Origin of the sequence: Sporosarcina ureae (assembly GCF_002109325.1) — a bacterium.
In the GTDB taxonomy this organism is placed as follows: Bacteria; Bacillota; Bacilli; order Bacillales_A; family Planococcaceae; genus Sporosarcina; species Sporosarcina ureae_C.
Genome location: NZ_CP015348.1, coordinates 3,231,917 through 3,258,404 on the forward strand (window position 1 = coordinate 3,231,917; position 26,488 = coordinate 3,258,404).

General features: G+C 41.8%; 29 protein-coding genes and 1 pseudogene. All 30 read left to right on the top strand.

What is annotated here, in order from left to right; all coding sequences use genetic code 11:
- The first annotated feature begins 74 nt into the window (after nt 1-74).
- The 30 genes and pseudogenes from prsW to SporoP32a_RS15965 all read left to right on the top strand — a co-directional run bounded on the left by prsW (nt 75) and on the right by SporoP32a_RS15965 (nt 26,466).
- Entirely contained in the window at nt 75-755 is a 681-nt protein-coding gene (gene prsW, locus SporoP32a_RS15820; protein WP_085428789.1) for a glutamic-type intramembrane protease PrsW, read from the top strand.
- A gap of 97 nt (nt 756-852) precedes the next feature.
- Entirely contained in the window at nt 853-1,650 is a 798-nt protein-coding gene (gene sleB, locus SporoP32a_RS15825; protein WP_085428790.1) for a spore cortex-lytic enzyme, read from the top strand.
- Nucleotides 1,651-1,673: 23 nt separating this feature from the next.
- Entirely contained in the window at nt 1,674-2,957 is a 1,284-nt protein-coding gene (locus tag SporoP32a_RS15830; RefSeq protein ID WP_085428791.1) for a PepSY1/2 domain-containing protein, read from the top strand.
- A gap of 67 nt (nt 2,958-3,024) precedes the next feature.
- On the top strand, nt 3,025-3,666 hold the full coding sequence (locus tag SporoP32a_RS15835; protein ID WP_158232600.1) for a flagellar brake protein: 642 nt from the start codon (nt 3,025-3,027) through the stop codon (nt 3,664-3,666).
- A 76-nt stretch (nt 3,667-3,742) separates the two neighbouring features.
- The gene (gene cmk, locus SporoP32a_RS15840; RefSeq protein ID WP_085428793.1) at nt 3,743-4,417 is read left to right on the top strand and encodes a (d)CMP kinase; all 675 of its coding nucleotides are present in this window, start codon (nt 3,743-3,745) and stop codon (nt 4,415-4,417) included.
- Nucleotides 4,417-5,001 (top strand): lysophospholipid acyltransferase family protein, encoded by a 585-nt coding sequence (locus SporoP32a_RS15845; RefSeq protein ID WP_085428794.1) that lies wholly within the window; start codon nt 4,417-4,419, stop codon nt 4,999-5,001. Before cmk ends, SporoP32a_RS15845 begins: the two co-directional genes overlap by 1 nt.
- 80 nt (nt 5,002-5,081) lie before the next feature.
- Nucleotides 5,082-6,230, top strand: a complete 1,149-nt coding sequence (gene rpsA / locus SporoP32a_RS15850) for a 30S ribosomal protein S1 (RefSeq protein ID WP_085428795.1) — start codon at nt 5,082-5,084, stop codon at nt 6,228-6,230.
- Nucleotides 6,231-6,360: 130 nt separating this feature from the next.
- Nucleotides 6,361-7,671, top strand: a complete 1,311-nt coding sequence (der, locus tag SporoP32a_RS15855; RefSeq protein WP_085428796.1) for a ribosome biogenesis GTPase Der — start codon at nt 6,361-6,363, stop codon at nt 7,669-7,671.
- Nucleotides 7,672-7,697: 26 nt separating this feature from the next.
- Nucleotides 7,698-8,717, top strand: coding sequence for an NAD(P)H-dependent glycerol-3-phosphate dehydrogenase (locus SporoP32a_RS15860; RefSeq protein WP_085428797.1), 1,020 nt, complete (start codon nt 7,698-7,700; stop codon nt 8,715-8,717).
- An 11-nt stretch (nt 8,718-8,728) separates the two neighbouring features.
- Nucleotides 8,729-8,941, top strand: a complete 213-nt coding sequence (locus SporoP32a_RS15865; RefSeq protein ID WP_369823268.1) for a DUF2768 domain-containing protein — start codon at nt 8,729-8,731, stop codon at nt 8,939-8,941.
- 3 nt (nt 8,942-8,944) lie between these two features.
- A complete protein-coding gene (locus tag SporoP32a_RS15870; protein WP_085428799.1) occupies nt 8,945-9,655 on the top strand; it encodes a hypothetical protein in 711 nt (236 codons plus the stop codon).
- Between the two features lie 336 nt (nt 9,656-9,991).
- The gene (gene spoIVA, locus SporoP32a_RS15875) at nt 9,992-11,473 is read left to right on the top strand and encodes a stage IV sporulation protein A (protein ID WP_335696113.1); all 1,482 of its coding nucleotides are present in this window, start codon (nt 9,992-9,994) and stop codon (nt 11,471-11,473) included.
- A gap of 216 nt (nt 11,474-11,689) precedes the next feature.
- Nucleotides 11,690-11,961: pseudogene (locus SporoP32a_RS15880) on the top strand (HU family DNA-binding protein).
- Between the two features lie 177 nt (nt 11,962-12,138).
- Nucleotides 12,139-12,708 carry a GTP cyclohydrolase I FolE gene (gene folE, locus SporoP32a_RS15885; RefSeq protein ID WP_085428801.1) on the top strand — a complete coding sequence of 190 codons (570 nt, stop codon included), beginning with the start codon at nt 12,139-12,141 and terminating at the stop codon, nt 12,706-12,708.
- 65 nt (nt 12,709-12,773) lie between these two features.
- A complete protein-coding gene (gene mtrB, locus SporoP32a_RS15890) occupies nt 12,774-12,995 on the top strand; it encodes a trp RNA-binding attenuation protein MtrB (protein ID WP_085428802.1) in 222 nt (73 codons plus the stop codon).
- Nucleotides 12,996-13,025: 30 nt separating this feature from the next.
- Nucleotides 13,026-13,757, top strand: coding sequence for a heptaprenyl diphosphate synthase component 1 (locus SporoP32a_RS15895; protein WP_085428803.1), 732 nt, complete (start codon nt 13,026-13,028; stop codon nt 13,755-13,757).
- An 18-nt stretch (nt 13,758-13,775) separates the two neighbouring features.
- The gene (locus SporoP32a_RS15900) at nt 13,776-14,471 is read left to right on the top strand and encodes a demethylmenaquinone methyltransferase (RefSeq protein WP_085428804.1); all 696 of its coding nucleotides are present in this window, start codon (nt 13,776-13,778) and stop codon (nt 14,469-14,471) included.
- Between the two features lie 26 nt (nt 14,472-14,497).
- Nucleotides 14,498-15,472 carry a polyprenyl synthetase family protein gene (locus SporoP32a_RS15905; RefSeq protein ID WP_085429114.1) on the top strand — a complete coding sequence of 325 codons (975 nt, stop codon included), beginning with the start codon at nt 14,498-14,500 and terminating at the stop codon, nt 15,470-15,472.
- A 90-nt stretch (nt 15,473-15,562) separates the two neighbouring features.
- Complete coding sequence (gene ndk, locus SporoP32a_RS15910; RefSeq protein WP_085428805.1) at nt 15,563-16,009, top strand: nucleoside-diphosphate kinase; 447 nt, start codon at nt 15,563-15,565, stop codon at nt 16,007-16,009.
- 114 nt (nt 16,010-16,123) lie between these two features.
- Entirely contained in the window at nt 16,124-16,897 is a 774-nt protein-coding gene (locus SporoP32a_RS15915; RefSeq protein WP_085428806.1) for a CheR family methyltransferase, read from the top strand.
- Between the two features lie 23 nt (nt 16,898-16,920).
- A complete protein-coding gene (gene aroC / locus SporoP32a_RS15920) occupies nt 16,921-18,102 on the top strand; it encodes a chorismate synthase (protein ID WP_085428807.1) in 1,182 nt (393 codons plus the stop codon).
- A gap of 1 nt (nt 18,103) precedes the next feature.
- Nucleotides 18,104-19,210 (top strand): 3-dehydroquinate synthase, encoded by a 1,107-nt coding sequence (aroB, locus tag SporoP32a_RS15925; protein WP_085428808.1) that lies wholly within the window; start codon nt 18,104-18,106, stop codon nt 19,208-19,210.
- Nucleotides 19,207-19,572, top strand: a complete 366-nt coding sequence (gene aroH / locus SporoP32a_RS15930; protein WP_085428809.1) for a chorismate mutase — start codon at nt 19,207-19,209, stop codon at nt 19,570-19,572. Before aroB ends, aroH begins: the two co-directional genes overlap by 4 nt.
- A 29-nt stretch (nt 19,573-19,601) precedes the next feature.
- Nucleotides 19,602-20,690 carry a histidinol-phosphate transaminase gene (gene hisC / locus SporoP32a_RS15935; RefSeq protein WP_085428810.1) on the top strand — a complete coding sequence of 363 codons (1,089 nt, stop codon included), beginning with the start codon at nt 19,602-19,604 and terminating at the stop codon, nt 20,688-20,690.
- A 15-nt stretch (nt 20,691-20,705) separates the two neighbouring features.
- Nucleotides 20,706-21,818 (top strand): prephenate dehydrogenase, encoded by a 1,113-nt coding sequence (locus SporoP32a_RS15940; protein ID WP_085428811.1) that lies wholly within the window; start codon nt 20,706-20,708, stop codon nt 21,816-21,818.
- Nucleotides 21,819-21,833: 15 nt separating this feature from the next.
- Nucleotides 21,834-23,129, top strand: coding sequence for a 3-phosphoshikimate 1-carboxyvinyltransferase (gene aroA / locus SporoP32a_RS15945; RefSeq protein ID WP_085428812.1), 1,296 nt, complete (start codon nt 21,834-21,836; stop codon nt 23,127-23,129).
- Between the two features lie 27 nt (nt 23,130-23,156).
- Nucleotides 23,157-24,419: a tetratricopeptide repeat protein gene (locus tag SporoP32a_RS15950; RefSeq protein ID WP_085428813.1), complete on the top strand. Its 1,263-nt coding sequence runs from the start codon at nt 23,157-23,159 to the stop codon at nt 24,417-24,419.
- Between the two features lies 1 nt (nt 24,420).
- Nucleotides 24,421-24,981 carry a ReoY family proteolytic degradation factor gene (locus SporoP32a_RS15955; protein ID WP_085428814.1) on the top strand — a complete coding sequence of 187 codons (561 nt, stop codon included), beginning with the start codon at nt 24,421-24,423 and terminating at the stop codon, nt 24,979-24,981.
- Nucleotides 24,982-25,066: 85 nt separating this feature from the next.
- Nucleotides 25,067-25,516 carry a DUF2487 family protein gene (locus tag SporoP32a_RS15960; protein WP_198166185.1) on the top strand — a complete coding sequence of 150 codons (450 nt, stop codon included), beginning with the start codon at nt 25,067-25,069 and terminating at the stop codon, nt 25,514-25,516.
- Between the two features lie 446 nt (nt 25,517-25,962).
- A complete protein-coding gene (locus tag SporoP32a_RS15965; RefSeq protein WP_085428816.1) occupies nt 25,963-26,466 on the top strand; it encodes a QcrA and Rieske domain-containing protein in 504 nt (167 codons plus the stop codon).
- Nucleotides 26,467-26,488 lie beyond the last annotated feature (22 nt).

The following is a 26,488-nucleotide window of genomic DNA, read 5'->3' on the forward strand; positions in this document are numbered from 1 at the left end:
AAGTCGCTTGCCTTATAGGTCAGGCAACTTTTGTCGTTTAGTGTGTGGTATACTATCGACATGAGGAGGCGCTTATGTTTATCTTACTGACAGTCGCAATAGCGCCGGCGCTGGCACTTTTCAGTTATTTGTATTTACGTAAACAAATTGCCAAGGAGCCATCCAAGTCGCTATTCCATGCATTCATTTACGGTGCGATCATGACATTCCCAATTTTGTTTATTCAACATGTTTTTGAGGAAGAGCGTGTATTTGATAGTGAATTTTTCCGCAATGTTTTATTTACAAGCAGTTTAGAAGAATTTTTTAAATGGATTATTATTTTTATTCTCGTATATAAAACAATTGAATTTGAAGATGCCTATGATGGAATATTGTATGGAGCAAGTGTATCACTTGGATTCGCTACAGTAGAAAATATTTTATATTTACTGTCCTTCGGTTTGGACACAGCTTTTATTCGAGCATTGCTACCTGTCTCAAGTCACGCGTTATTTGGTGTGGTCATGGGCTATTATTTTGGTAAAGCAAAGTTTTCTATAGTGTCAGAAAAAGCGAAGTGGATAGCCGTTGCATTTTTGGCGCCATTTTTGCTTCATGTACTTTATAATTCGATTTTATTTACCTATGATTATTGGTTATATTTAATGATCCCTTTCATGCTGTTCCTTTGGTGGTTTGGCCTGACACGAGTAAAGTACGCACACACTTTTGCGATGCAGCAATTTAGAAAAAAAAATCAATCAAACTTTTAGAAATCCGTCTGAATTAATCAGACGGATTTTTTGCCTTATAAAATACTGCATATTGGACAAACTACAAGGAAGCACAATTTTTTGGAGGTGGATGTCTATGAAGCGAATTACAAAACGCTTCCTATTTTTATTACTGGCAGGCATCATGATGTTTTCTTTCTTTGCGAGTCATAGTGAAGCATTCAGTGGACGTGACTTGGCAAAAGGTGCAAAAGGAGATGATGTCATTGAGTTACAAGCGAGACTTCAATATATCGGTTTCTATCACGGAGAGATTGATGGCAATTTTGGATTTGGGACTTACTGGGCATTGCGCAATTTCCAAGAGCAATACGGTTTGCCGCTTGACGGGATTGCTGGGAAAGGAACCCAGAAGAAGTTGCAAGGAATTACGGATTACGATGAAAAGTATGTAAAGGGACAGATTGCTAAGGGCAACCAATTTACCTATTATGGTGGTCAGTCGCTGGAATCGCAGGTGAAAAAGGGCGGCGCGCCACATAAACAGTCGCAAACTCAAATGCAAGCACCGCCTAAATACACTGACCAAGATATTAATTTATTAGCGAATGCGGTTTATGGTGAATCGCGTGGAGAGCCATACGAGGGGCAAGTGGCCGTGGCAGCAGTTATTTTAAATCGTGTTGAACATGCAGACTTTCCTGATTCAATTGGTGGGGTCATATTTCAACCAGGCGCGTTTACTGCGGTTGCGGATGGACAGATTTGGCTGACACCGAACGAGCGCGCGAAAGAAGCGGTCATCGATGCAATCAACGGCTGGGATCCTTCAGAGAACGCTATTTACTATTTCAATCCCATTACCGCAACTAGCAAATGGATTTGGTCGAGACCACAAATTAAGAAAATCGGTTTACACATATTTTGTGACTAATAGAAAGGAGGACCTAGCTTATTATGAGAAGCATGATTTTCATTTTGACCTATTCATTTATTGTGTTAGGAATCTATACGTTTGGGACAGTGCGTGAAAATGAAGAGTTATCGATTGCACTAAATGGCCAGTATTCGAAAAGTATGACAGATGCCTCGCAAAAACTTGGGGAGTTGGAAGAGGCCGTAAACAAGTCGTTACTCTTTGAAGATCAAAAAAGTTCCGCAAAAGAGAGAGAAGATATTTGGCGTTTGTCTTCGGACATCAAATCGTCCATTTCCTCTCTACCTGTCGATGAAAGTTTCTCTACTTCCTGGATGAATTACTTAGGACGGTTAGGGAATTTTGCAAAGGAATCTACGGAAAATGGTGAACCTGACGAATATTATGGTGTCATGCAACGCGCTTCAGAAAATCTTAATGAATTAACGAGTGAATGGCAATTGGCAACAAAAGACATGTTTTCAAGAAGAATGTCGATGAGTAACTGGGAAAAGAAGTTGCGCGACTCACCAGATGGTAAAGCGAATTGGTCGAAAATGGGAGAGTCTGTCATGCAATATACAGAATCGGTATTCCCTTTAACGGCAAGTGAGTCTGATGCTCAGAAGAAAAAAGAGTTGCGCGATATAAAAGAAAAGAAAATAAGCGAGGACGAGGCGATTCAGAAATTCAAAAAGCTTTTGCCCGCCGTGTCAAATGATATCATTGCAGCGGAAAGAAGTAGGAAAGGTGCTCCCTATCCGTTTTATCATATCCGTTTTGCGGAAAACTCTTCAATCGGCTATATTGATCTAACTGAAAAAGGCGGTCATGTATTGTCCTATCTTGTGGAGCGTCGTATGGGTAAACCTGCAGTATCGTATGAAGAATTGGAGAAGTTAGCTGACGAGTTTTTAAAGAAGGCTGATTATAAAGATTTGGTTCTCGAAGAAGCGAGAGAGAACGATACGGCTTGGCACTTTGTTTATGTCCGCGTGTATCCTGAAAATGGGGCTAAAGTATTCTCGGACCCGATTCATATCAAATTAGCAAAAGATAACGGAGAAGTGATCGGTCTCAATGCGTCCGAATATATTCGTAAAGAGCAACCAAAACCGCAACCTATTCGTACAGCCGAGTGGCACACATTCTTCAGACCTGAAGTTACGGTCATGAAGCAAGAGCTAGCATATGTAGAAAATAGTCAAATGCAACAGCGTCTTGCGCACTATCTCACGGTTGTTTCAGGCGAAGAGAACGTAGAGACATACAAAATTCTTGTCGACACTGATACATTAGAAGTCATTACGACAGAAAAACAATAAGAAAAGGATTGGAAAAATGTACTCCACATGACATAATGAATGTATAGGACGAATGGCAGGTGGAGAAATGAAATTAACTATCGGAACGGTATTAACAATAGAAAAGGATTACACGGAAGAATCGGAGAAATTCAAGTGTCGTGTAGTTGATATTGAAGGTGATGATCACTTTATGATGGATTATCCTATCAATATGGCAACAGGAAAAACGGCGTTCTTCATAGATGGCACACAATTATTAGTAACGTTCGTGGATGACTATAAGATGTCTTACGCATTTCGTACCGAAGTGCATAGCCGTATCAATCGAACAATTCCTATGCTTAAACTGGAGTATCCTGGAGATAAGCAACTGATTAAAATCCAGAGAAGAGAATTCGTTCGCGTAGATACTTCGCTCGACGTAGCATTGCAGGCTGATGCCACCTCACTACAGTTAGTTTCAATGGATCTGAGTGCTGGCGGCTTAGCGGTCAATATGAAAGATCATGATTATTTTGCACAAAATGAAGAAGTAAAGTTGATCATTGTGTTATATTTCTCAAAAACAGAAATCAAATATGTTTCATGTAAAGCAAGAGTAGTAAGGAATTGGGAAAGCGAGAAACGCAGACTGACTTCTTTCAAATTTGATGAAGTAGATGAGAAAGACCGACAACATATTATTCGCTATTGTTTTGAACGACAGCTTGAATTACGAAATAACTAACAGGAAAGTCTGTCTACAGCAGACTTTTCTTTTTTTCATATGGTACAATAAAGGCGTAAATGGAGGGGTTTTCAGCATGAATAGTGGAATGAGAATCGCAATTGACGGCCCTGCAGCAGCAGGTAAAAGTACAATTGCTAAATTAGTAGCTAAGAAATTAGGATACACGTATATCGATACAGGAGCTATGTATCGTGCTATTACTTACAAAGTACTACAAAGTGCCATTGATCCGCGTGATGAAGAAGAAATTACTAAATTAATTGCACAAACTGAAATTGAATTGCAACCAGACGAAGGGATGCAAAAAGTTTTGCTAGACGGTATTGAAGTGACGGATGCGATACGTTCTCATGAAGTGACCACAAACGTTTCAGCGATCGCAGCATTGACATCTGTTCGTGAATTATTGGTTGCTAAACAACAAGATCTTGCTGCGCAATCATCCGTTGTAATGGATGGTAGAGATATCGGGACTGCTGTTTTACCTGAAGCGGAGTTGAAAATCTTCATGACAGCCTCTGTAGAAGAACGTGCAGAGCGTCGTTTGCTAGAGGAACAACAGCGTGGCATGACGTCAGATTATGAAACATTGAAAAGAGAAATTAGCGAAAGAGACCAAGCAGATAGCGAACGTAAGATTTCGCCATTAAAAAAAGCGGAAGATGCGATTACAATTGACACAACAGGGAAGACAATAGAAGAAGTGACGAATAGTATTATCAAATATGCCGAAAAGAGGTTAGCATGATGAATTTATATCCACTCGGCAAATTTTTGATTAGTACTGTTTGTTATCCACTGTATCGAATTAAAGTAATCGGCAAAGAAAATTTCCCTAAAGAGGGCGGCGTACTTTTATGTACCAATCATATAGACAATTTGGATCCGCCTGTAGTTGGAATCACATGTCCTAGAACCGTTCATTTTATGGCCAAAGAGGAGCTTTTTGATAAGCCTATTCTTAAAACGTTATTGCCGCAAGTACAAGCATATCCCGTAAAACGTGGTATGAGTGACCGTGAGGCGTTCCGGAAAACGATAAAACTATTACGAGACAATAAAGTAGTCGGCCTTTTTCCTGAAGGAACAAGAAGTAAAACCGGGGAAATCGGAAAGGGGTTAGCAGGTGCAGGTTTCTTCGCGCTAAAAGGAGGAGATGCGAAAGTGGTCCCTTGTGCGATCATTGGACCGTACAAAGCCTTCTCGCAACTGAAAGTCGTGTATGGCGAAGCGATGGACATGACGCCTTATCGTGAAAGAAAAGCATCTGCCGAAGAGGTAACAGATGCAATTATGGCAGAGATTGCTAAGTTGATTGAACAGTACAAATAAAAGAATAAGTGCAATTTTTTGTTTTTAAGTCTCGATTCGCATAATATAAAGGTAAGATTCATTATGGAGGAGGACTACATATGACTGAAGAGATGAATATGGATGAAGTTAAAGAATACGGTGAAGGTGCACACGTAACGGGTGTAGTGACGAAGGTTGAAGAGAAATCGGTGACTGTTGAAATTGCAGGCGCTCCTTTTGACGGCGTGATTCCGATCAGTGAACTTTCCAGCTTGCATATTGAAAAAGCAGCAGATGCAGTCTCAGTCGGTGACGAATTAGAATTGGCGATTACCAAAGTGGAAGATGAGACATACGTCTTGTCCAAACGCCAAGTGGATGCAGAGAATGCATGGGGTTCATTGGAAGAGAAATTTGAAAATGGTGAAATCATCGAAACGGAAGTAAAGGACGTAGTAAAGGGTGGACTTGTTGTTGACCTTGGCGTTCGTGGATTTATCCCAGCTTCTTTAGTAGAAGATCACTTTGTAGAATCATTTGATGATTATCAAGGTCGTACGATGACTTTCAAAATCGTTGAAATGGATAAAGAGAAGAATCGTTTGATCTTGTCTCACCGTGCGGTTGTTCAAGCAGAAAATGACAAGAAAAAAGAGGCTGCACTTTCTGAAATTCAAGATGGTGACGTTTTAAACGGTACAGTACAACGCATCGCTTCTTTCGGGGCATTTGTTGATATTGGCGGCGTAGATGGTTTGGTTCATATTTCCCAAATTTCACACGGACATATCGAAAGTGTGTCAGACGTGTTGAAAGAAGGAGACGAAATCCAAGTCAAAGTATTGTCTGTTGACCGTGATGCGGAACGCGTATCTTTATCCATTAAAGATACATTGCCTGGTCCATGGGAAAACATCGAAGAAAAAGCGGAAGTCGGCTCTGTACTGGACGGCACAGTGAAACGACTTGTAGCATACGGCGCATTCGTTGAAATCTTGCCTGGTGTAGAAGGACTCGTACACATCTCACGTATTGCACATGAGCATATCGGTACACCACAGGAAGTGCTTGAGGAAGGGCAGTCTGTACAAGTCAAAGTATTGGACGTCAATCCACAGGAAAAGCGTATCTCATTGAGCATCAAAGATCTTACAGAAAAGCCAAAAGAAGCACGTGAAGAAAACTTCAGCTATGAAATGCCTGAAGAAACGACTGGCTTCTCACTTGCGGATGTAATTGGTGACCAACTAAAGAAATTCCAAGAATAATCTTGGGAATGTGATAAACTAGCCACAAATGATGAATAAGCGTAACTGGAATGATGATGCTTTCATATGCATCATCATTCTTTTTGTGTATAATATTCAAAGATAGGTCGGAAGGGTGTAATGAAAGAAAATGAAAAAACCAACAGTAGCAATCGTAGGAAGACCAAACGTCGGTAAGTCGACAATCTTTAACCGGATCGTAGGCGAACGTATTTCTATCGTAGAAGACGTTGCCGGTGTAACGCGAGATCGTATATACAGTGCAGCAGAGTGGTTGAATTATGAATTTAACTTAATCGACACGGGCGGTATTGAACTTCGTGATGAGCCGTTACTCGATCAAATTCGTTTACAGGCTGAAATTGCCATTGAAGAAGCTGATGTCATCATCTTCTTGACAAATGGTAGAGATGGCGTGACAGATTCGGATGAACATGTAGCACGGATGTTGTATAAAACGAATAAGCCAGTCGTATTGGCAGTGAATAAAGTTGATAATCCAGAGATGAGAGATATGGTCTATGACTTCTACTCACTAGGATTTGGAGAACCATATCCAATTTCAGGATCACACGGTCTAGGACTTGGTGATTTATTGGATGCGATGGCGGAGAGCTTTAAAGATATGGATTTAGAAGAAGAGGAAGACGATTCCATCAAATTCTGTTTGATTGGACGTCCGAATGTTGGAAAATCGTCACTTGTGAACGCGTTACTCGGAGAAGATCGCGTCATCGTAAGTGATATAGCAGGTACAACAACAGACGCAATTGACTCCACGAAAGTAGTGGATGGACAAGAGTTTAGAATTATCGACACTGCGGGAATGCGTAAAAAAGGGAAAGTATACGAAAACACGGAGAAGTACAGTGTTCTACGTGCCTTAAAAGCCATTGACCGTTCAGATGTTGTGTTAATCGTTATGAACGCAGAAGAAGGTATTCGTGAGCAAGACAAACGTGTAGCCGGCTTTGCTGAAGAAGCAGGTAAAGGTGTCATGTTTGTTGTCAACAAATGGGATACACTTGAAAAAGATGACAAGACAATGAATAACTTTATCGATGATATTCGTGATCAGTTTAGATTCCTTGATTATGCACCTATATTCTTCGTTTCAGCTAAAACGAAGCAACGTGTGCATACATTGTTCTCTAATATTTTAATGATTAGTGAAAATCATGCGTTGCGTATTCAGTCAAGTGTTCTGAATGAGGTAGTGGAAGATGCGGTAGCTAGAAATCCTGCACCTTCAGATAAAGGACGTCGTTTACGGATTTACTATGCAACTCAAGTTGCTGTCAAGCCGCCAACGTTTGTCGTCTTTGTCAACGAACCGGAACTAATGCACTTTTCTTATCAACGCTTTTTACAGAACAGATTGCGTGAAGCCTTTGGATTTGAAGGAACACCAATCCGTTTAATTACAAGAGCAAGAAGCTAAATACACAAACAGAAAGGGCGGAGGTAATGGAAAAAGTCTCTATAATCGGTGCAGGCAGTTGGGGAACAGCACTTGCTTTTGTGCTGGCTGAAAATGGACATGACAGCTTAATTTGGACAAGACGTGCAGAGCAAGCGGATGAAATCAATAGTCAGCATACGAACAACCAATACTTACCTCAGGTGAATCTGCCCGAAAACCTTAACTCTACTAGTGACCTACAAACAGCGGTACAGCATGCGCAAACCATTGTGCTGGCTGTACCGACAGTTGCGATGCGTGAGACGTGTCGTCGTATACAAGAATCACTGACCGAACCGGCTGTGTTTGTTCATGTCTCCAAAGGAATCGATCCCAATACATTGGAACGGATTTCCGAAATCATTGCGGATGAAATAGACGAAGAGCTGCGTGAGGCCATTGTCGTGTTGTCTGGACCTAGCCACGCGGAAGAAGTAGTACTTCGACACCCTACAACCGTAGCAGCGGCTTCGAGCAACATGGAAGCAGCAGAGCGGGTGCAGGATTTATTCATGAGCAATTATTTCCGTGTCTATACGAATAAAGATGTCATCGGCGTGGAGCTTGGTGGTGCATTGAAAAATGTCATCGCTTTGGCTGCCGGTATTTCTGATGGTCTGGGTTACGGTGATAATGCAAAAGCGGCACTGATTACGAGAGGTCTAGCAGAAATCACGCGGCTTGGCGTCAAAATGGGCGCGGATCAACAAACGTTTTCAGGTTTAACGGGGCTTGGGGACTTGGTCGTTACATGTACAAGCGTACACTCAAGGAACTGGAGAGCCGGAAACTTACTTGGAAAAGGTCAAACTCTTGAAAGAGTGACTGAAGAAATGGGAATGGTCATAGAAGGCGTTCGTACTACGAAGGCTGCCTATCAGTTGGCTGAACAGTTTGGCGTTAATATGCCGCTAACTGAAGCACTGTATTCTATATTATTCGGCAACATCCCACCTAAACAAGCAGTAGATGAATTAATGAACCGTGGAAAGAAACAAGAAATCGATACATTTTTCGGTATCTAAATAGTAGGAGGGTGACAATTTTGTCCTCGTTAGATAAAATGTGGCTATCTTTTTACGCAATGGGATTCATGGTTGTTTCAATGGGCTTGATCTATTTAAGTCGTTATAAAATAAAAAACCGTGCACTACAAATCTTATTTGCGATTATTGCCTATACACTATTAATTACATCGTTCTTCGCAATGGTCTATTTAGTATTCAACGGACCGACTGGAGGGGCGTAACATATGAATAAACGATTACTTATACTGTCAGTTATGATCTGTGGATTGTTACTGTCAGCTTGTGGCGGTCGTCCGCCAGAAGAGAAGCAAGCAAGCGAAACACCGTACGCTGATCAGCAAGAAACAATCCAGAAAGCTGTTGAGCGCTACCAAGAACAAACGGGTGGTCTATTACCCATCAAAACACGCGATCAAGAAACCGATCAATTTATCAAATATCCTATCGAGTTCTCGAAAATCGTACCAGACTTCACTGAAAAAATTCCGTCTAACGCATTCGAAAACGGTGGCATCTTCCAATACGTTCTCATGGATGTAGAAGAAAATCCGACTGTTAAACTAGTTGACTTGCGTACTACTGAAAAACTGCGCGACATAAATTTGCGCAAATTTATTAGTGGAGAACTACCATTCTTGGATCCAGTCGGGGACAATGTCTATGCAGTAGACTTTAAGAAAATGGGCTTCAAAGAACCACTAACAGTCCAAAGTCCATACTCCGATGCGCACCTACCCATCGTAGTAGGCGGCGACGGAAACTTCTACGTAGACTACTCCATCGACCTTAACAAGATCTTGATGGAGAAAAAGCCGGAAATAGAACCAGGCACAGACATTCGTTATCTACTATACGAAGACTCCCTAGTCCTCCCGGCATACTCCTTGCCCTACACAGTAGACGAAAACAACGAACCTGTGTTTATGAAGAAATAACCTACTCTAACTTGCAGGTGACCTCACGTATTCGCTTTTGAACTTTACATATTCAGGGAGTAATACAATCTGTCACAAAATATAACTAGGATTGGTACGGAAGATGGGACGACTCCGGGAGGATCAGCGTGCGCCTTGAGACCCCGCAGGGAGCGAAGCGGACGAGGAGGCTCAAGCCACGCCCTCCGGAAAGCGTTCCCATCTGGAGTACCAATCCCGAACCGTTACAAAGTTTATTAACTAAATTAGCACCATTACCTAAAAACCGTTTCATGCAATCGTGCATGAAACGGTTTTCTATTTCATAAGCTACAATGCGGAGAAAAAGGAGGGCTAATGATGAAAGAAGAACTATACGAAAACTTAGCTAGAAGAACAGACGGCGACATTTATATAGGTGTGGTAGGCCCTGTTCGAGTAGGGAAATCCACTTTTGTCAAACGAGTCATGGAGGAAGTCGTAATTCCTAACATGACGGATGCCAATGATCGAATACGAGCACAAGACGAACTTCCCCAAAGTTCACCAGGTCCCGTAATTATGACTGCAGAACCTAAATTCGTACCTGCCCAAGGAACAAGTGTTTCAATCGGGGATGGCGAACTAGAATTCCAAATTCGCCTAGCAGACTGTGTAGGTTACGTCATTGATGGCGTGAAAGGATATGAAGACGAGGACGGACCGAAATATGTCCATACACCTTGGCATAACGAACCCATCCCGTTCCAAGAAGCAGCACGGATCGGAACGGACAAGGTCATTCGTGATCATTCAACAATTGGTATCTTGCTGACAACAGACGGTACGGTGAATAATATTTCACGGGCTGCTGCTGAAGTGGCGGAGAAAGAAATTGTTGCAAAACTACAAGAGATCGGTAAACCATTTGTCATTGTGTTGAACTCTAAAATGCCTGCTCATGAAAAAGCATTGGAACTAAAACATCAATTGCATGAAAAGTATGGAGTTCCAGTCATTGCAATCAGTGCGGATCAGCTCAATGCAGCAGAGATCCAGTTAATTCTTAAAGAGGCGCTGTATGAATTCCCGATTACGGATATCGAACTACAACGCCCGGATTGGATGGAAGAGCTAGGAGATAGTCATAAACTGAATTCACGTATCGATCAGTTGATCACAGACGGGTTCCTCGGCGTCTCGAAGATTCGTAAAGTCCAGGAGATTGCAGAGTTATTGCAAGAAGAGGAGTTTATTAGGCAAGCAGAAGTAATAGAAGTGGATGCGGGTAAAGGCCGAGCGATCGTGAAGATTGATATGGATGAGCAAGCCTTCGTTAATGTCTGTGAAGAGTTTATGGGGACAGAAATGCGTTCTAAGAAAGATTGGCTCGTATTTATTCAAGAAGCCGTGAAAGCGAAAAAATCTTATGATATGTATGCTGAAGCGATCGATACAGCGAAAAAGTCGGGGTATGGTGTTGCGTTGCCATCGATCGAAGATTTCCAGCCGACTGCTCCTGAATTAATTAAACAAGATACGTTTTATGGTGTAAAGATGAAAGCAAAAGCACCGTCGCTTCATATTATTCGAATCGATATGGAAGCAGAATTTGCTCCATTGATCGGTTCTGAATTCCACAGTCATCACTTGTTAAAAGAATTAAAAAATGCCTTTTTACATGATCGAGAAGCGCTGTGGGAAACGCAGTTATTCGGTACACCACTTCATGAAGTTATGAAAGAAAGTATCCGATATAAGACTGCAGCGGTTCCAGATCGAGCGAGAAAAAGATTGCGTGAAACAATTGAACAAATGGTTAATGATGGAAATAAAGGTATGATTACTTTTATTGTTTAAGCTAAAATAGCTGAAAAAAAGCATAAATAGTATAGTGTGAAGTGAAGAAAGATCCGTCAAAAACGGGTCTTTTTTCTATGCTTTTCCATGAAAATCGCTTGAAATGCCGAGAATAAAGGAAAAGCGCGATAATATTGTTGCACCTCAGTTTTTCTTATGTTACTCTTTTTACAGTGTTAACAGCAATAGCATCCCCTTTGAGAGGAGGTGAACGGTGTGAATAAAACAGAATTAATTAACTCTGTAGCAGAAGCGGCAGGTCTAACAAAAAAGACGCAACTAAAGCTGTTGAAGCTGTATTCGATACAATTCAATCAACTCTTGCTAACGGTGATAAAGTTCAATTGATTGGTTTCGGAAACTTTGAAGTGCGCGAACGTGCTGCACGTAAAGGACGTAACCCACAATCAGGTGAAGAAATCGAAATCGCTGCAAGTAAAGTTCCAGCTTTCAAAGCAGGTAAAGCACTAAAAGACGCAGTAAAATAATTCGAGATTTTACATAGGAGTCCGTCCAGCAAATCTGTCAATCAGATGGCTATGGATGGACTCCTTTCCATTTTTTTATGGAATACATAAGGAAGTACAAGTCACTATACGGAATGATTGGAATGTGCTAGTATTTTGGTGAAATAGGTTTTGTTCCTACAAGGAGGACATGCTGTTATGAAAGAGCAAGATGTAAATAAATTAGAGCAGGCAGTTACGATGATCTTGGAAGCGATCGGTGAAGATCCGGCTCGTGAAGGATTAGTTGAAACGCCGAAACGTGTAGCGAAAATGTACCAAGAAGTTTTTGAAGGTCTAAATAAAGATCCAAGAGATTATTTTGATACGGTATTTCATGAAAATCATGATGAAGTCGTATTAGTGAAAGATATACCATTTTATTCTATGTGCGAGCATCACTTAGTGCCATTTTTCGGTGTAGCCCATGTAGCATATATTCCACGTAATGGAGTGGTCGCTGGCTTAAGTAAATTAGCTAGAGCGGTTGAAACGGCAGCACGTCGTCCGCAATTGCAAGAACGCATTACATCGAGCGTGGCAGATGCTATGATGGAAAAACTGAATCCGCATGGTGTCTATATCATTATTGAAGCGGAACATATGTGCATGACAATGAGAGGAATCAAGAAGCCTGGAGCGAAAACTATCACGACAGTCGCTAGAGGAATCTATGAACACGATGACGTCAAACGGGCTGAAATTTTATCTCTTATTAGAACAAACTAAGGTCTTTGCCGAGCACTTGCTGTATATGCTATCATTAGAATTATATATAGACTGGAGATGCGAACATGACACAACCGGATTATCTAATTATTAAAGCTAAAAAAGATGGAGTGAATGTCATTGGACTCACTAGAGGCAATGACACAAAGTTTCACCATACCGAAAAATTAGATAGAGGAGAAGTCATGATCGCGCAGTTTACCGAGCATACATCCGCTATAAAGATTCGGGGAGAAGCTGAAATTCATACAGCTCATGGCGTAGTTTCAAGCGAAGAAAAAGAATGACCGTATAGTTTACGGGAATGGAGCTTACTGATGGAGACAAAAGGATTCACTGACCAAGTCGACAATTATATATATGATTTGCGACGCGCTATTTACCAGCCAGTGGTCGAACGAGATGCAGGGCGTGCATCGATTGACAGGCGAAAAGCAGCGTTGCTCCTATTGCCTTTGCTCAATGGAGAGCAGTGGACGGACGAGATGCAGACCGCAGCTTTGGCGATTGGTGCCATCCATACGGCATTTGACGTTCATGACCAAATTGATATCGCAGATGCATCATCCAAAGAACAGCAATTGATGGTTCTCGCCGGTGATCACTTCAGTGGTATCCATTACAAGCTATTGGCATCGATTCCGAATTTCCATCTCATTCGTTCCTTGTCTGCAGCAATCGGTAGAGTCAATGAATGCAAGACGACATTGTTACAAACTCCGCCAACAACACTCGAAGAGCGATTACAGTTGATTACTGAAGTGGAAAGCGCGTGTATTGTAGAATTCTTCGACACATTTGGCTTTACGCGGTACACACACATCATCGAGACGCTTGTTCCATTCCTATGGTTGCTTGACAGTAAACAGCATGATTTAAATCGGATGAAATTTCCGCATTTAGTGCCAAATACGAGTGACACGCAAGACTGGATCGATCAATTGCAGCAACAGCTGAAGGATAGATTAGAAAACAGTTTTTATTTACATACTGAATTAGTGGAAGAGTTGCAAAAAATGACGAACGAACAAGAAAGTAAACTGAAGTGAAGAAAGAAGGGACGAACTGTGGCGGTCTCAAAAGAAGAAAAAGTTCATAACGTCTTTGAAAAAATTTCGACAGACTATGATAAAATGAATTCCGTGATCAGTTTCAATCAACATATTAAGTGGCGAAATGATATCATGGTGCGCATGAATGTACAGCCTGGAGCGAAAGCACTTGACGTTTGTTGCGGTACAGCAGACTGGACCGTAGCATTAGCCGAGGCGGCTGGACCTACTGGCGAAATTGTTGGATTGGACTTCAGTGCGAACATGCTGGATTCCGGCAGAGATAAAGTAGCACCTTATCCGAATCTAACATTGATTCAAGGTAATGCCATGTCTCTTCCTTTCCCGGATCATTCATTCGATTATGTGACTATAGGTTTTGGTCTACGAAACGTTCCGGATTACTTAACTGTATTAAAAGAAATGCGACGTGTTTTAAAACCGGGTGGTATGGCAGTATGTTTGGAAACATCTCAACCCAAAATACCTGTCTATCGTCAAGGTTTCCGTTTCTATTTCAAATATATTATGCCGTTATTCGGTAAACTCTTCGCGAAGAGCTATAAAGAATATTCTTGGCTACAAGAATCTGCAAATGATTTCCCAGGCATGAAAGAGTTGGCGCAACTTTTTGTCGATGCAGGATATCAAGAGGTTTCTTATAAGTCTTACAGTGGCGGTGCGGCGGCGGGCCATATCGGTTACAAATAATGAGTACACGGGAGAAGGTAATGGGTTTGGAGAAAATTAAGTTGATGTCGCTTTATACGGATTTCCGCAAAGACATGTCCTATATTGAAAAAGAACTTGAGCGTTCCGTGCAATCTTCTTCTCCCATTGTTCGTCAAGCTTCTTTGCATTTATTGAAAGCGGGTGGAAAGAGGATTCGGCCGATTTTTGTGATTTTGGCTGCACAGTCTGGTAACTATTCGATGGAAAATGCTGCAAAGGTCGCTGTATCACTAGAATTAATTCACATGGCGTCTCTTGTCCATGATGACGTAATCGATGATTCTGATATGCGGCGCGGATTAGAAACTGTTAAAGCGAAGTGGAACAACAGGGTAGCGATGTATGCAGGCGATTTCATCTTTTCACGTGCGCTGACATCTATAGGCAATATCGAAAAAGCTTCTGTCCATCAAATTTTGGCAGAGACAATGCTTGAGATATGCAAAGGGGAAATCATTCAAATTGATTTCCAGCAACAAACCGATCAAGGATTACGTGATTATTTAAAGCGTATTAAGCGTAAGACGGCTTTATTGCTTTCTTCAAGCTGTGAACTTGGCGCATTAAGTTCGGATGCAGATGCAGAAACTGTTCGGAAATTGAAGCGTTATGGCTATTTCACAGGGATGGCATTTCAAATTATTGATGATATCCTGGACATTACTTCAACAGATGCGGAGCTTGGAAAACCAGCCGGAAGCGATTTATTAAATGGTCATATTACTTTGCCGGTTTTATACATAAAAGATGATGAACAATTCAAACCCTTTATGGAACGTGCGTTTACCGGTGAGATGGAAGAGTCAGATAGACAAGCGATGCTTCGTTATATTCGACAAAGTGGTGCGATCGACAAAGCACAGCATGTGAGTGATTTGTATTTGATCAAAGCGTTGAAGGAATTGGAAAGTCTACCGAATAGCAAATCGAAGAAAGCATTGATTCAAATCGCTGATTTCATCGGACAACGAAAATATTGACGATGTTTGTTAATAGTTGAAAGAAAAAGGCGTCAATGTTACGATTTAAAAGGGATATTCCCTATACATGATTGAAGGAGTGTTTTAGAGATGGAAAGAACATTTTTAATGGTAAAGCCTGACGGCGTACAACGTAACCTAATTGGTGAAATTGTTGGTCGTTTCGAAAGTAAAGGATTCCAATTAGTTGGCGGGAAATTAATGAACATTTCTCAAGAACTTGCTGAACAGCATTACGGAGAGCACAAAGAACGTCCATTCTTCGGAGAGCTTGTAGAATTCATCACTTCTGGACCAGTTTTCGCAATGGTATGGGAAGGCGAGAACGTAATCTCTACTTCACGCTTAATGACGGGTGCTACAAATCCGAAAGAATCAGCTCCAGGAACGATCCGCGGAGATTTCGCTGTAACAGTAGGCAAGAATATCATTCATGGTTCAGACTCAACTGAGTCAGCAAGCCGCGAGATCAACTTGTTCTTTAAAGAAGAAGAGCTTGTGACTTATGACAAAACAGTGAACAACTGGATTAATTAATTGCCAAAAACAGCCGAGCGAATTTCGCGTGGCTGTTTTTCTTATACATACGATATACTTTTTCCGCTATAATGAGAACGTACATAGAAAGAAAAGGCAACAGGGGGTCATGAGATGTCTGATTATTCGATATTAATTCAAGGCGTAAAGAAGAAGACCGGGATCGATTTATCTTTATATAAAGAAGCTCAAATGAAGAGAAGACTCACTTCTTTGTATGAAAAAAAAGGCTTCCGTAATTTTAAAGATTACTCTCAAGCTATTCAAACAGACAAAGACTTATTGGAAGAATTCCTTGACCGAATGACGATTAATGTGTCAGAATTTTACCGCAATGCCGTTCGTTGGAATGTCTTAGAGAAGAAGATTTTCCCGCAATTATTAGAGAAAAATAAGCGCTTGAAAATTTGGAGTGCCGCTTGTTCTACGGGAGAAGAGCCTTATTCACTTGCGATGGTTCTGTCCTCACATGTTCCATTGCGTGATATCTCCATCCACGCGACGGATCTTGATCTGGGCGTGTTGAATCGTGCGAAAGTTGGCCTATACAATGAACGTGCATTAAAAGAAGTCCCCAAGCCAATCATTGATAAATATTTCATAAAAGAAGGCGCATCTTATCAAGTTGTAGATGATATTAAGAAAACAGTTACGTTCAAACAACAAAACTTGCTTGAAGATCGCTATGATACAAACTATGACTTGATCGTATGCCGTAATGTGATGATCTATTTCACGGAAGAGGCGAAAGACCAAATCTATTCCAACTTCTCCAAAGCATTAAAGCCAGGGGGGATTCTGTTCGTCGGAAGCACAGAACAGATCTTCAATCCTGAAAAATACAATTTTGAATCAGTAGATACATTCTTTTATAGAAAAAAACAATAATCCACGTTACGGAGGAATCGAATATGCGCTTTATAACAGCTGGAGAATCACACGGCCCAAAACTTACAGCCATCATTGAAGGATTACCTGCACAGATGGAACTAACGGCTGAAATGATCAATAAAGAATTAAAGAGAAGACAAGGTGGACACGGTAGAGGTCGTAGAATGCAAATAGAGAAGGACCTTGTGGAAATCTCTTCTGGTGTACGCCATGGTAAAACAATAGGCTCACCGGTCACGCTGACGGTTGTTAACGATGATTGGAAGCATTGGACTGGTATTATGGGCGTAGAACCACTTCCCGAAGATATGAATCCTGAAGATGTGAAGCGTCAGATCACTCGTCCACGTCCTGGGCACGCAGATCTTGTAGGTGGCATGAAATATGGTCACCGTGATTTGCGAAATGTCCTTGAACGTTCGTCGGCACGTGAGACAACGATGCGTGTAGCAATCGGAGCAGTTGCGAAGCAATTCTTGCGTCAGCTCGGTATCGAAACTGTAGCGCATGTAACAGAAATTGGTGGCGTTCAAACAAATCCTGCTGCTTATGCAGATTTATCCATAGAAGAACTTCGTGCCATCGTAGAAGAAGATGCAGTATACTGTGCGGATCAAGATGCGTCAGCCAAAATGACAGAAGCGATAGATGCGATTAAAAAACGCGGCGATACACTGGGCGGCGTAGTGGAAGTGATCATCGAAGGATGCCCTCCAGGAATCGGTAGTTATGTACAGTTTGATCGTAAAATGGACGGCAAACTTGCTGGAGCTATGATGAGCATCAACGCATTTAAAGGTGTGGAAGTAGGTCTTGGATTTGATATGGCGAAAATGCCAGGCAGTGAAGTGCATGATGAAATCGCATGGAATGCAGATCAAGGCTATTACCGTAAATCCAATCGTTTAGGTGGACTTGAAGGTGGAATGACGACAGGTATGCCAATCGTAGTTCGCGGTGTAATGAAACCAATTCCGACGCTTTATAAGCCACTCGAAAGCGTAGATATCGATACGAAAGAAGCCTTCGTTGCGACAATTGAGCGATCTGATCCTTGTGCGGTTCCTGCCGCATCCGTTGTAGCTGAGCATGTCATCGCAACTGAAATGGCAAAAGCTATCATGGAGGAATTCCGTTCGGATACAATGGACGGTCTACAGAAGGATATTGAACAATATAGACAATATGTAAAGGAGTTTTAAGATGGATAAGTTAACGGTTTCCGTCCGCGATCATCGATACGACGTCTATATAGGTTCGAAAACATATGATTTATTTTCGACTGAATATGCAGAGTTACTTAGTTCGACAGATAAAATTGGTATCATTGCCGATGCGCATGTTGCGGAGTTACATCTTCCTTTATTACAACAAGCTCTACTACGTTCTGGTCGCGAGGTATCGGTGAAAATTGTGCCTGGCGGCGAGAAGTGTAAAATGCCAGAAGTTTACGTAGAGTGTCAGTCTTTCTTACTGACTGAAGGTTTTACACGTAATTCACTTCTCATCGCTTTCGGCGGTGGAGCATGCGGAGATCTGACAGGATTTGTGGCAGCTACGTTTATGCGTGGAATTCGCTTCATTCAATGCCCTACAACTGTTCTTGCGCATGATAGTGCAGTCGGTGGCAAGACAGCCATCAATATGCCGGAAGGGAAGAACATGGTCGGTTCATTCCACCAGCCTTCAGCGGTATTATTTGATACGGATGTATTTAACACGTTGCCGGCTTCCGAAATGCGTTCAGGACTAGCGGAATTAGTCAAACACGCCTTTATTTCGGATGCGCATTGGACAGAGCAATTATTGGAAAAGAAGGAGTTCTCTACTCCATCCATCGAGTGGCTTGAAAAAGAATTATTACAAGGCATCCAAGTGAAAGCCGATATTGTAGGACAAGACGAGTTTGAAGGTTCTACACGTAAGTTTCTAAATTTCGGTCATACATTTGGTCATGCAGTAGAAGCGGCATCAGGATTCGGCGCTCTCAGTCATGGAGAATGTGTCATGATCGGTATGGGATATGCTTTCTTGCTAAGTGAAAAATATGGTGATATTCCTGAAGGGTTTACTAATCGTTATCTTCACTTTGCTAACCGTAACGGTTATACATTCGGACCGGTATTCTCTTATAGTTTCGAAGAGTTATTATCCTATATGCAAAAGGATAAAAAAGCTTCATTTGGTAAGATGAATTTTGTGTTACTGCAAAAGATTGGTGAACCGTTTGTGAAGGAAATTAGTGCAGAAGAGTGTCAGAAAGCATTTATGGAGTTCAAAGAGAAATTGGAAAGCGAGGGGATCGTATGAGTGTAAGAGGAATTAGAGGCGCCACAACTGTGGAAACTGATAACGCGCAAGAAGTGTTACAAGCGACAGAGTCTCTTGTACTCGAAATGGCAGAGGCGAATCAATTTAAACCCGAAGATATCGTTTCGGTCATTGTTTCAACGACAGTGGATGTCAAAGCAGCATTCCCAGCAAAAGCAATCCGCTCAATTGAAGGCTGGACGTATGTGCCGGTTATGTGTACACATGAGATCGATGTACCAGGCTCTATGCGTATGTGTATACGCGTCATGATGAATGTAAATACATCAAAAAAACAAAATGAAATACAACATATCTATCAAAATAAGGCAATTCAATTACGACCTGATCTACAAAAATAAATCAACGAAAGTAAAGGAGGAGCCATCCCATGAAGTGGAAACCAATTTTACGTACGATGAAACCTTATACCCCAGGCCGTTCACTAGAAGGTGTAAAACATACATACGGCTTGCAAGAAGTAAATAAGCTCGCTTCAAATGAAAACCCTTATGGTTCATCACCGAAAGTCGCAGAGTATTTACGTTCAAAAGCAGCCCAATTTGAAATATACCCAGATGTATACACAGCAGGTTTACGTGGAAAGCTAGCGGAATTCCATCAAGTTGAATCGAATGAAATTCTTTTCGGAAACGGTTCAGATGAAATTGTTACTATCATTTCACGTGCCTTACTGCAACCGGGTACGAATACAGTGATGGCTTCCATAACGTTTCCTCAATATGCACATAATGCAAAAATTGAGGGAGCGGAAATTCGTGAAGTGGCCATGCTTGAAAATGGCGACCACGATCTAGAAGGCTTTTTAAAAGTTGCGGATGAAGAAACAGCAGTCATCTGGATTTGTAACCCAAACAACCCGACAGGAAATCTTTTGTCGAGTACAGCGGTGAAAAATTTCTTGGATCAAGCGCCTAAGACAGCTCTTATCGTTCTTGATGAAGCGTACTTTGAATTTGTTACGGATTCTTCACAGGAAGACGCAATGAAGTGGATTCATGACTACGATAACTTAATTATTCTTCGTACTTTCTCTAAAGCATATGGACTAGCAAGTTTTCGCATTGGGTACGGTGTGACGAACGCGGATGTAGTATCAGAACTCAATAAAGTACGAAATCCTTTCAACAACAGCTCATTGGCGCTCGCGGTAGCGGAAGTTGCGCTTGAAGATCAGGAGTTTCTTCAACATTGCGTGACCCACAATGCGGAAGAACGAAAACGTTATGAGGAGTATGCAAAACAGCATTCATTAGCAATCTATCCTTCGGCTACTAATTTTGTATTAATCGCTGTACCTGGAGATGCAGATGAAGCATGCGAAGTGTTATTACAAAACGGATATATTGTCCGCAGCGGAAATCTGCTGGGCACACCAGGATTTGTTCGCGTGACAATTGGAACGCATGAGCAAAATACAGGTTTATTCAAAGCATTTGATCAATTATTAACTAACTAGTAAGGATAGATGACAATGAAAACGACTGTAAGTATTATCGGACTCGGGTTGATCGGTGGATCCCTTGGTCTAGCATTAAAGCGAAATCCAGAAGTTCATATTATAGGTTTTGACCGTTCTTACGCTACTGCTGATGAAGCATTTCGAAGAGGAATCATCGATACGGTTGCACCTTCCGCAAAATCAGCCTGTGAACAGGCTGACTTTGTTGTTTTTGCGACGCCTGTTAACACGACAGTGGCTCTTTTTGAAGAAGCGGTAGAGTGGGACTTTAAAGAACATGCAATTGTCAGTGATACAGGCAGTACGAAAAAACCTATTATGGATGCAGCTAAAGCATTGCAAAATAAAGGAATTACCTTCATTGGTGGTCATCCGATGGCGGGTTCTCATAAGAGCGGTGTATCTGCTGCGATGGAGCATCTCTTTGAGAATGCGTATTATATTCTCACCCCTAATGAAACAACAACTGAAGAACAAATCATGCATATAGAAAATTTGCTGTCTTCAACTAAAGCGAAATTGATTGTACTACAAGCAGAAGAGCATGATCGCATGACGGCAATTATTAGCCATTTTCCGCATATTGTTGCATCTTCTTTAGTCGGTCGTTTAGCTGCACAAGAAGAAGATCAACCATTCGTAAAAAAATTGGCTGCAGGTGGTTTCAGAGATTTAACACGTATCGCTTCGGCAGATCCTGTCATGTGGCGAGATATTACCATTCAAAATAGAGAAGAATTATTGTCACAAGTGGATGGTTGGCTTCATGAGATGAACTCGATCCGCGATATGCTAGAAGAGAATAATCCAGAGCATATTTTTGATTTCTTTGCACAGGCAAAAACGTACCGCGATCAATTGCCTTCCACAAGTCAAGGTGCAACTCAAGGGGCGCTTTATATGCCATTTGATTTACACATCGACATACCCGATCATCCTGGTATCATTTCCGAAATCACTAAAATTCTAGCAGATTCTAATATTAGTTTGACTAATATACGTATCGTCGAAACACGTACAGATGTGTACGGTATTTTGGTTATTAGCTTTCAATCAGCTTCTGAACGTAAGCGAGCTCGTCAAGTGTTGACGTCAGAAACGGATTATTCCATGCACGTACTTTAAGAGGAGGAGAGCGCAATGTCAGAACAACAAACCGTTTCATTTGAAAAACCGGTCCTTCGCGGCACTTTGCAAGTACCTGGAGATAAATCTATTTCCCACCGTGCCGTGATGTTGGGGTCAATTGCAAAAGGCAAAACGACTATCAGTGGATTTTTGGATGGTGAAGATTGTCTGAGTACGATTGAAATGTTCAAACAGCTTGGTGTGAAGATTACTCGTAACGGAACAGATGTCACTGTTGAAAGTCCTGGCATCGCGAATTGGCAGACACCTGCTAAGGCATTGGATGCAGGCAACTCGGGAACGACTGCTCGTTTAATGCTAGGTATTTTATCAGGATCTTCGGTTACTTCTGAAATGTGTGGAGACCAATATTTGTCGAAGCGACCAATGAAACGCGTAACAGATCCTTTAGAACAAATGGGTGCTACTATTACGAGTGAAGGGAAGGCGGATTATTTACCTCTAACTATCACTGGAAAAACGTTGCAGGCCATCGACTATTTAATGCCTGTTGCCAGTGCACAGGTGAAGTCTGCCATTTTACTGGCGGGTCTTCAAGCACAGGGCACGACTTCTGTTACTGAAATTGCTGTCTCTCGTGATCATACGGAGCGCATGCTAGTCCAATTTGGTGCGGAGCTTGAACAACAAGATAAAGTGATTCGTATAGAAGGTGGACAGCAACTGACGGGGACTGATGTTGTAGTGCCAGGGGATATTTCATCTGCAGCATTTTTCATGGTAGCAACAGCAGTAGTAGAAAATAGTGATGTTTCGTTTCTAAAAGTTGGATTGAACCCTACTCGGACAGGTATACTAGACGTACTGGAATCGATGGGTGTAGAGATCGAACTATCGGATGAACAAGGGTTTACAGGTGAGCGCTACGGTACTGTGCGTATCCGACATTCTAAACTGCGAGGGACGGAAATTGGTGGCGAATTGATTCCAAGACTGATCGATGAACTTCCCGTACTTGCATTGTTGGCAACACAAGCGGAAGGAAAGACCGTGATCAAAGACGCGGAAGAACTTCGTGTTAAAGAGACGGACCGTATTGAAGCAGTTGCTACAGAATTGCGGAAACTCGGAGCGAATATCGAGACCACACCGGATGGAATGATTATACAAGGACCGACACCTTTAACGGGAGCTACACTGCAATCATACGGTGACCACCGTCTTGGAATGATGGCAGCCGTTGCAGGATTGATTACGTCTAGTCCTGTTCAAATCGATAATCCATCTTGTATTGCTATTTCCTATCCACACTTTTTCGAAGATCTATCGGAGCTAGTGAATCAATAAAGTAGAATAGAAAGCTCAGGTGAAGAAATGAATGTACTGCAGGAATTGGAGCAAATTTTACTCGACGGAGATTTAGATGCTCTACAAGATAAAATACAGAAACTGCAAGCGGCGAATGAATATGATGCTCTATATGATGTCGCGAATATGTTAGTCGAATATGGATTCGTCGGACAAGCAGACGGGATATTCTCAGAGCTACTAGTAGTGTTCCCGGATGAAGCGCAGCTGAAAATAGATCGAGCTGCTGCTTTGCTTGAACTGGGTGAAGAGGATGAAGCGCTATTATTGCTAACGGATATCTCACCAGACGAGGAAGAGTATGTTCAAGCATTGCTAGCGCAGGCGGATTATTATCAAATGCTTGGCCTTGCCGAAACAGCATTAGCTAAAGTACGGGAAGCTGCAGAACTGGCTCCTCACGAACTGGTAATCCAGCTAGCGCAAGCGGAGCTTCTATTGGACTCAGGAAGATACAGTGAATCGGTGAGAATTTATCAGAAGCTTCACGAGTCATCTGACGAGGTTGCGGGCGTACGTCTGTCTTCACGTCTTGCCGAAGCTTACAGCGCAGGTGCTGCGTATGAAGAAGCCATACCTTTCTATGAGGAATTACTTGAGAATGCATCAAATCCTGAAGAATTATTCGGATTGGCATTGGCTTACTACCAAACTGCACGCTATTCGGAAGCCGTAACGCGTCTCGAGCAATTAATTGAAATGGATCCAGATTATTTCTCGGCCTATATGCTAGCAGGTCAAAGTTATGCCCAGCAAAATGAAGATGACAAAGCCTATGAACTGTTCCAAAAAGGTATTGAGCGTGATGAATTTGATAAAGAATTACAACTCGCTGCAGGTAAATCTGCTTTAAAACTGCAAATGCCTGAACAAGCAGAAATGCATTTGAAAGAAGCACTCGTACTGGATCCGGAATATATCGATGCTCTCGTAACGCTTGCTGCAGTCTACGAAAATCAGGAAGAGGACGAGGCATTAATTGAATTGCTACTGTACGCAGAAGCAGATCAATTGGAGATTCCTTTACTCGATGCTTTTCTTGCATATGCCTATGAGCGTAAGGAAGATTATAAAAAAGCGAATGAAATGTATTTGAAAGCATATGATGGGATGAACGAAGATGCTGCTTTCTTAGATCAATATGCACGATTCTTGCTAGAGGAAGGCAAACGCGAAGAAGCATTGCCGATTATTCAGCAGCTAGTTAGAATTGCACCGCATGAAGAAGAATGGACAGCATATATCGCGCAATCTGAAGAGGAGGGGTAAGATGAATGCCATGGTTCCTGTAGCTGCCAAGAAAGAATTTTTAAGGTGGTTTTTAAAGCGCTATCGATTAAAGCGACGGGAATGTGTATGGATTTTAAATTATCTTCTCAGCAACGAACATTTATTGACGAATGTTCACTTCACAGATGAAGCTCATCACTGTCCGCGTGCTATGATCATTTCCACAACAGAAGTGGATAGTATTCCCTTCCGTTTCTACAAGGGGAGTTTGATGACAGCAGACGCAGAAAAATCATTTCACGACCTTAGGCTGCATCCAGATGAAGATATGTTCATCCAACTGAATTTCAAAAACAGCAATAAGTGTCCGGAGTATGCGAGTGTGGCGGAAGAGAATCCTTATTTGCCTGAAGATCTCTTGAAGAAAAAGAAGGACCAGCAAATAGCGGAAAAACTTCTCGAAGAGAGCTTCACCTTGACGACCAATGAAATGTTGCTGAAGAAAATCGACGAAGCGCTAGACAAAGGCGACCGTGAGCTATTCATCAGCTTAACGGCTATGCTGAATGAAATGAAAAAAGATAAAGACATTCACCAATGATTTCGCCCTTCGCGGTGGAATCATTGGTTTGCGTTGAGGGAACATATGCGCTAAACTTTACTAAGTAATGTAAGGAGGAATGACAATGAACTGGGTTCCGAAGGATGTAGATACCTACATAAATCAGAAAGAATATATCGATACAATCGTTGTGCCTTTGATTGCCATAGATACGCGACCTGAAACTATGAAAAACAGCGCTTCCTCTTCCGAATTCTTGATGAATCTTTCCATGTTCATCGAGAAGCAGTTCAAGGGGCGTATGATGTTCATGCCGCCTGTGTCCTATACACAGTCGACAGACTTGCAGCAAATGGCAGATACGCTGTCAGAGGACTTGCAGAAGTCTTCCTTTACGCATGTTTTCTATCTCACGACGGATCCGAAGTGGACAAGCGTCACGGTGGAGGGTAAGATTGTCTGGCTGCCGTCTATCCCACTAGAGACAATGGATAACCATCTACGTCAGACCATCATGGAAGACCAGCTACGGCAAGTTCTGACACACTTCATGGAGAGTTGGAACGTGCAGTGAGAAGCTGGTTGCGATTAGTGAATAATTTCTAAGTTTTGGGGAGAATTTGTGCTTTGGAGGCGACCCTTTAATCGTTGCGATAAAAGTGGAAGGTATTTCTTGTGGTCGATTCAAGCTGAGGCAGTAATCGATTTGGAAATTGAATTTGAACTATGTTAAACTTTAATCTGTATACGTATTAAAAGTAAGTCCGAAGACAACGCTAATTAACACAAAGTAATCATTCAGAAATACCGCTACCAAGAGGATGCAAGCACTATTTTGTACTTATTTAAAGAACTATGTCGGTTTGTCACCAAATCTTAATATTTGTCCACAAACTTAAGCACCTACTAAAAGCATTATTGAATTTAGTTTCATATTGATATATCATAGATATGTCCTAGTATTACAATTAGCAAAAGAATGTCCGTGGGACTGACTTTGGAGTAAGAGGAGGGAAATTACTGATGAGCAATAAAGTGTCAAGACGCACGTTCCTAAGTTATACATTAATGGGAACTGGTGGGTTCATGGCCTCTGCAATGCTGATGCCGATGATTCGTTTCGCAATTGATCCCGTTCTGGCTAGTGCCGGCGGTTCCGACATGATTCCAACACCGCAAAAAGAAGCCGATCTTTCAGAAGTACCGGTTCGTGTAGACTATACAATCAAAGATCGACAAGATGCATGGTATACTTCTGACGAATCTAACACGGCTTGGGTCTACAAAGAAGGCGACAAAGTCATAGCACTTTCTCCAGTCTGTAAACACTTAGGGTGTACTGTAAACTGGGAAGGCGACGAGCATAAAAACGAGTTTTTCTGCCCTTGTCACGCTGGACGTTACAAGAAAAATGGTGATAACATTCCAGGAACACCGCCACTTGGACCGCTTGATGAGTTTGAAGTAGAAGTCATCGACGGATTTGTCTATCTTGGTGGAGTAATACCGAACACATTAGTCTAAAGGGTAAGGGGGTACGACCGCA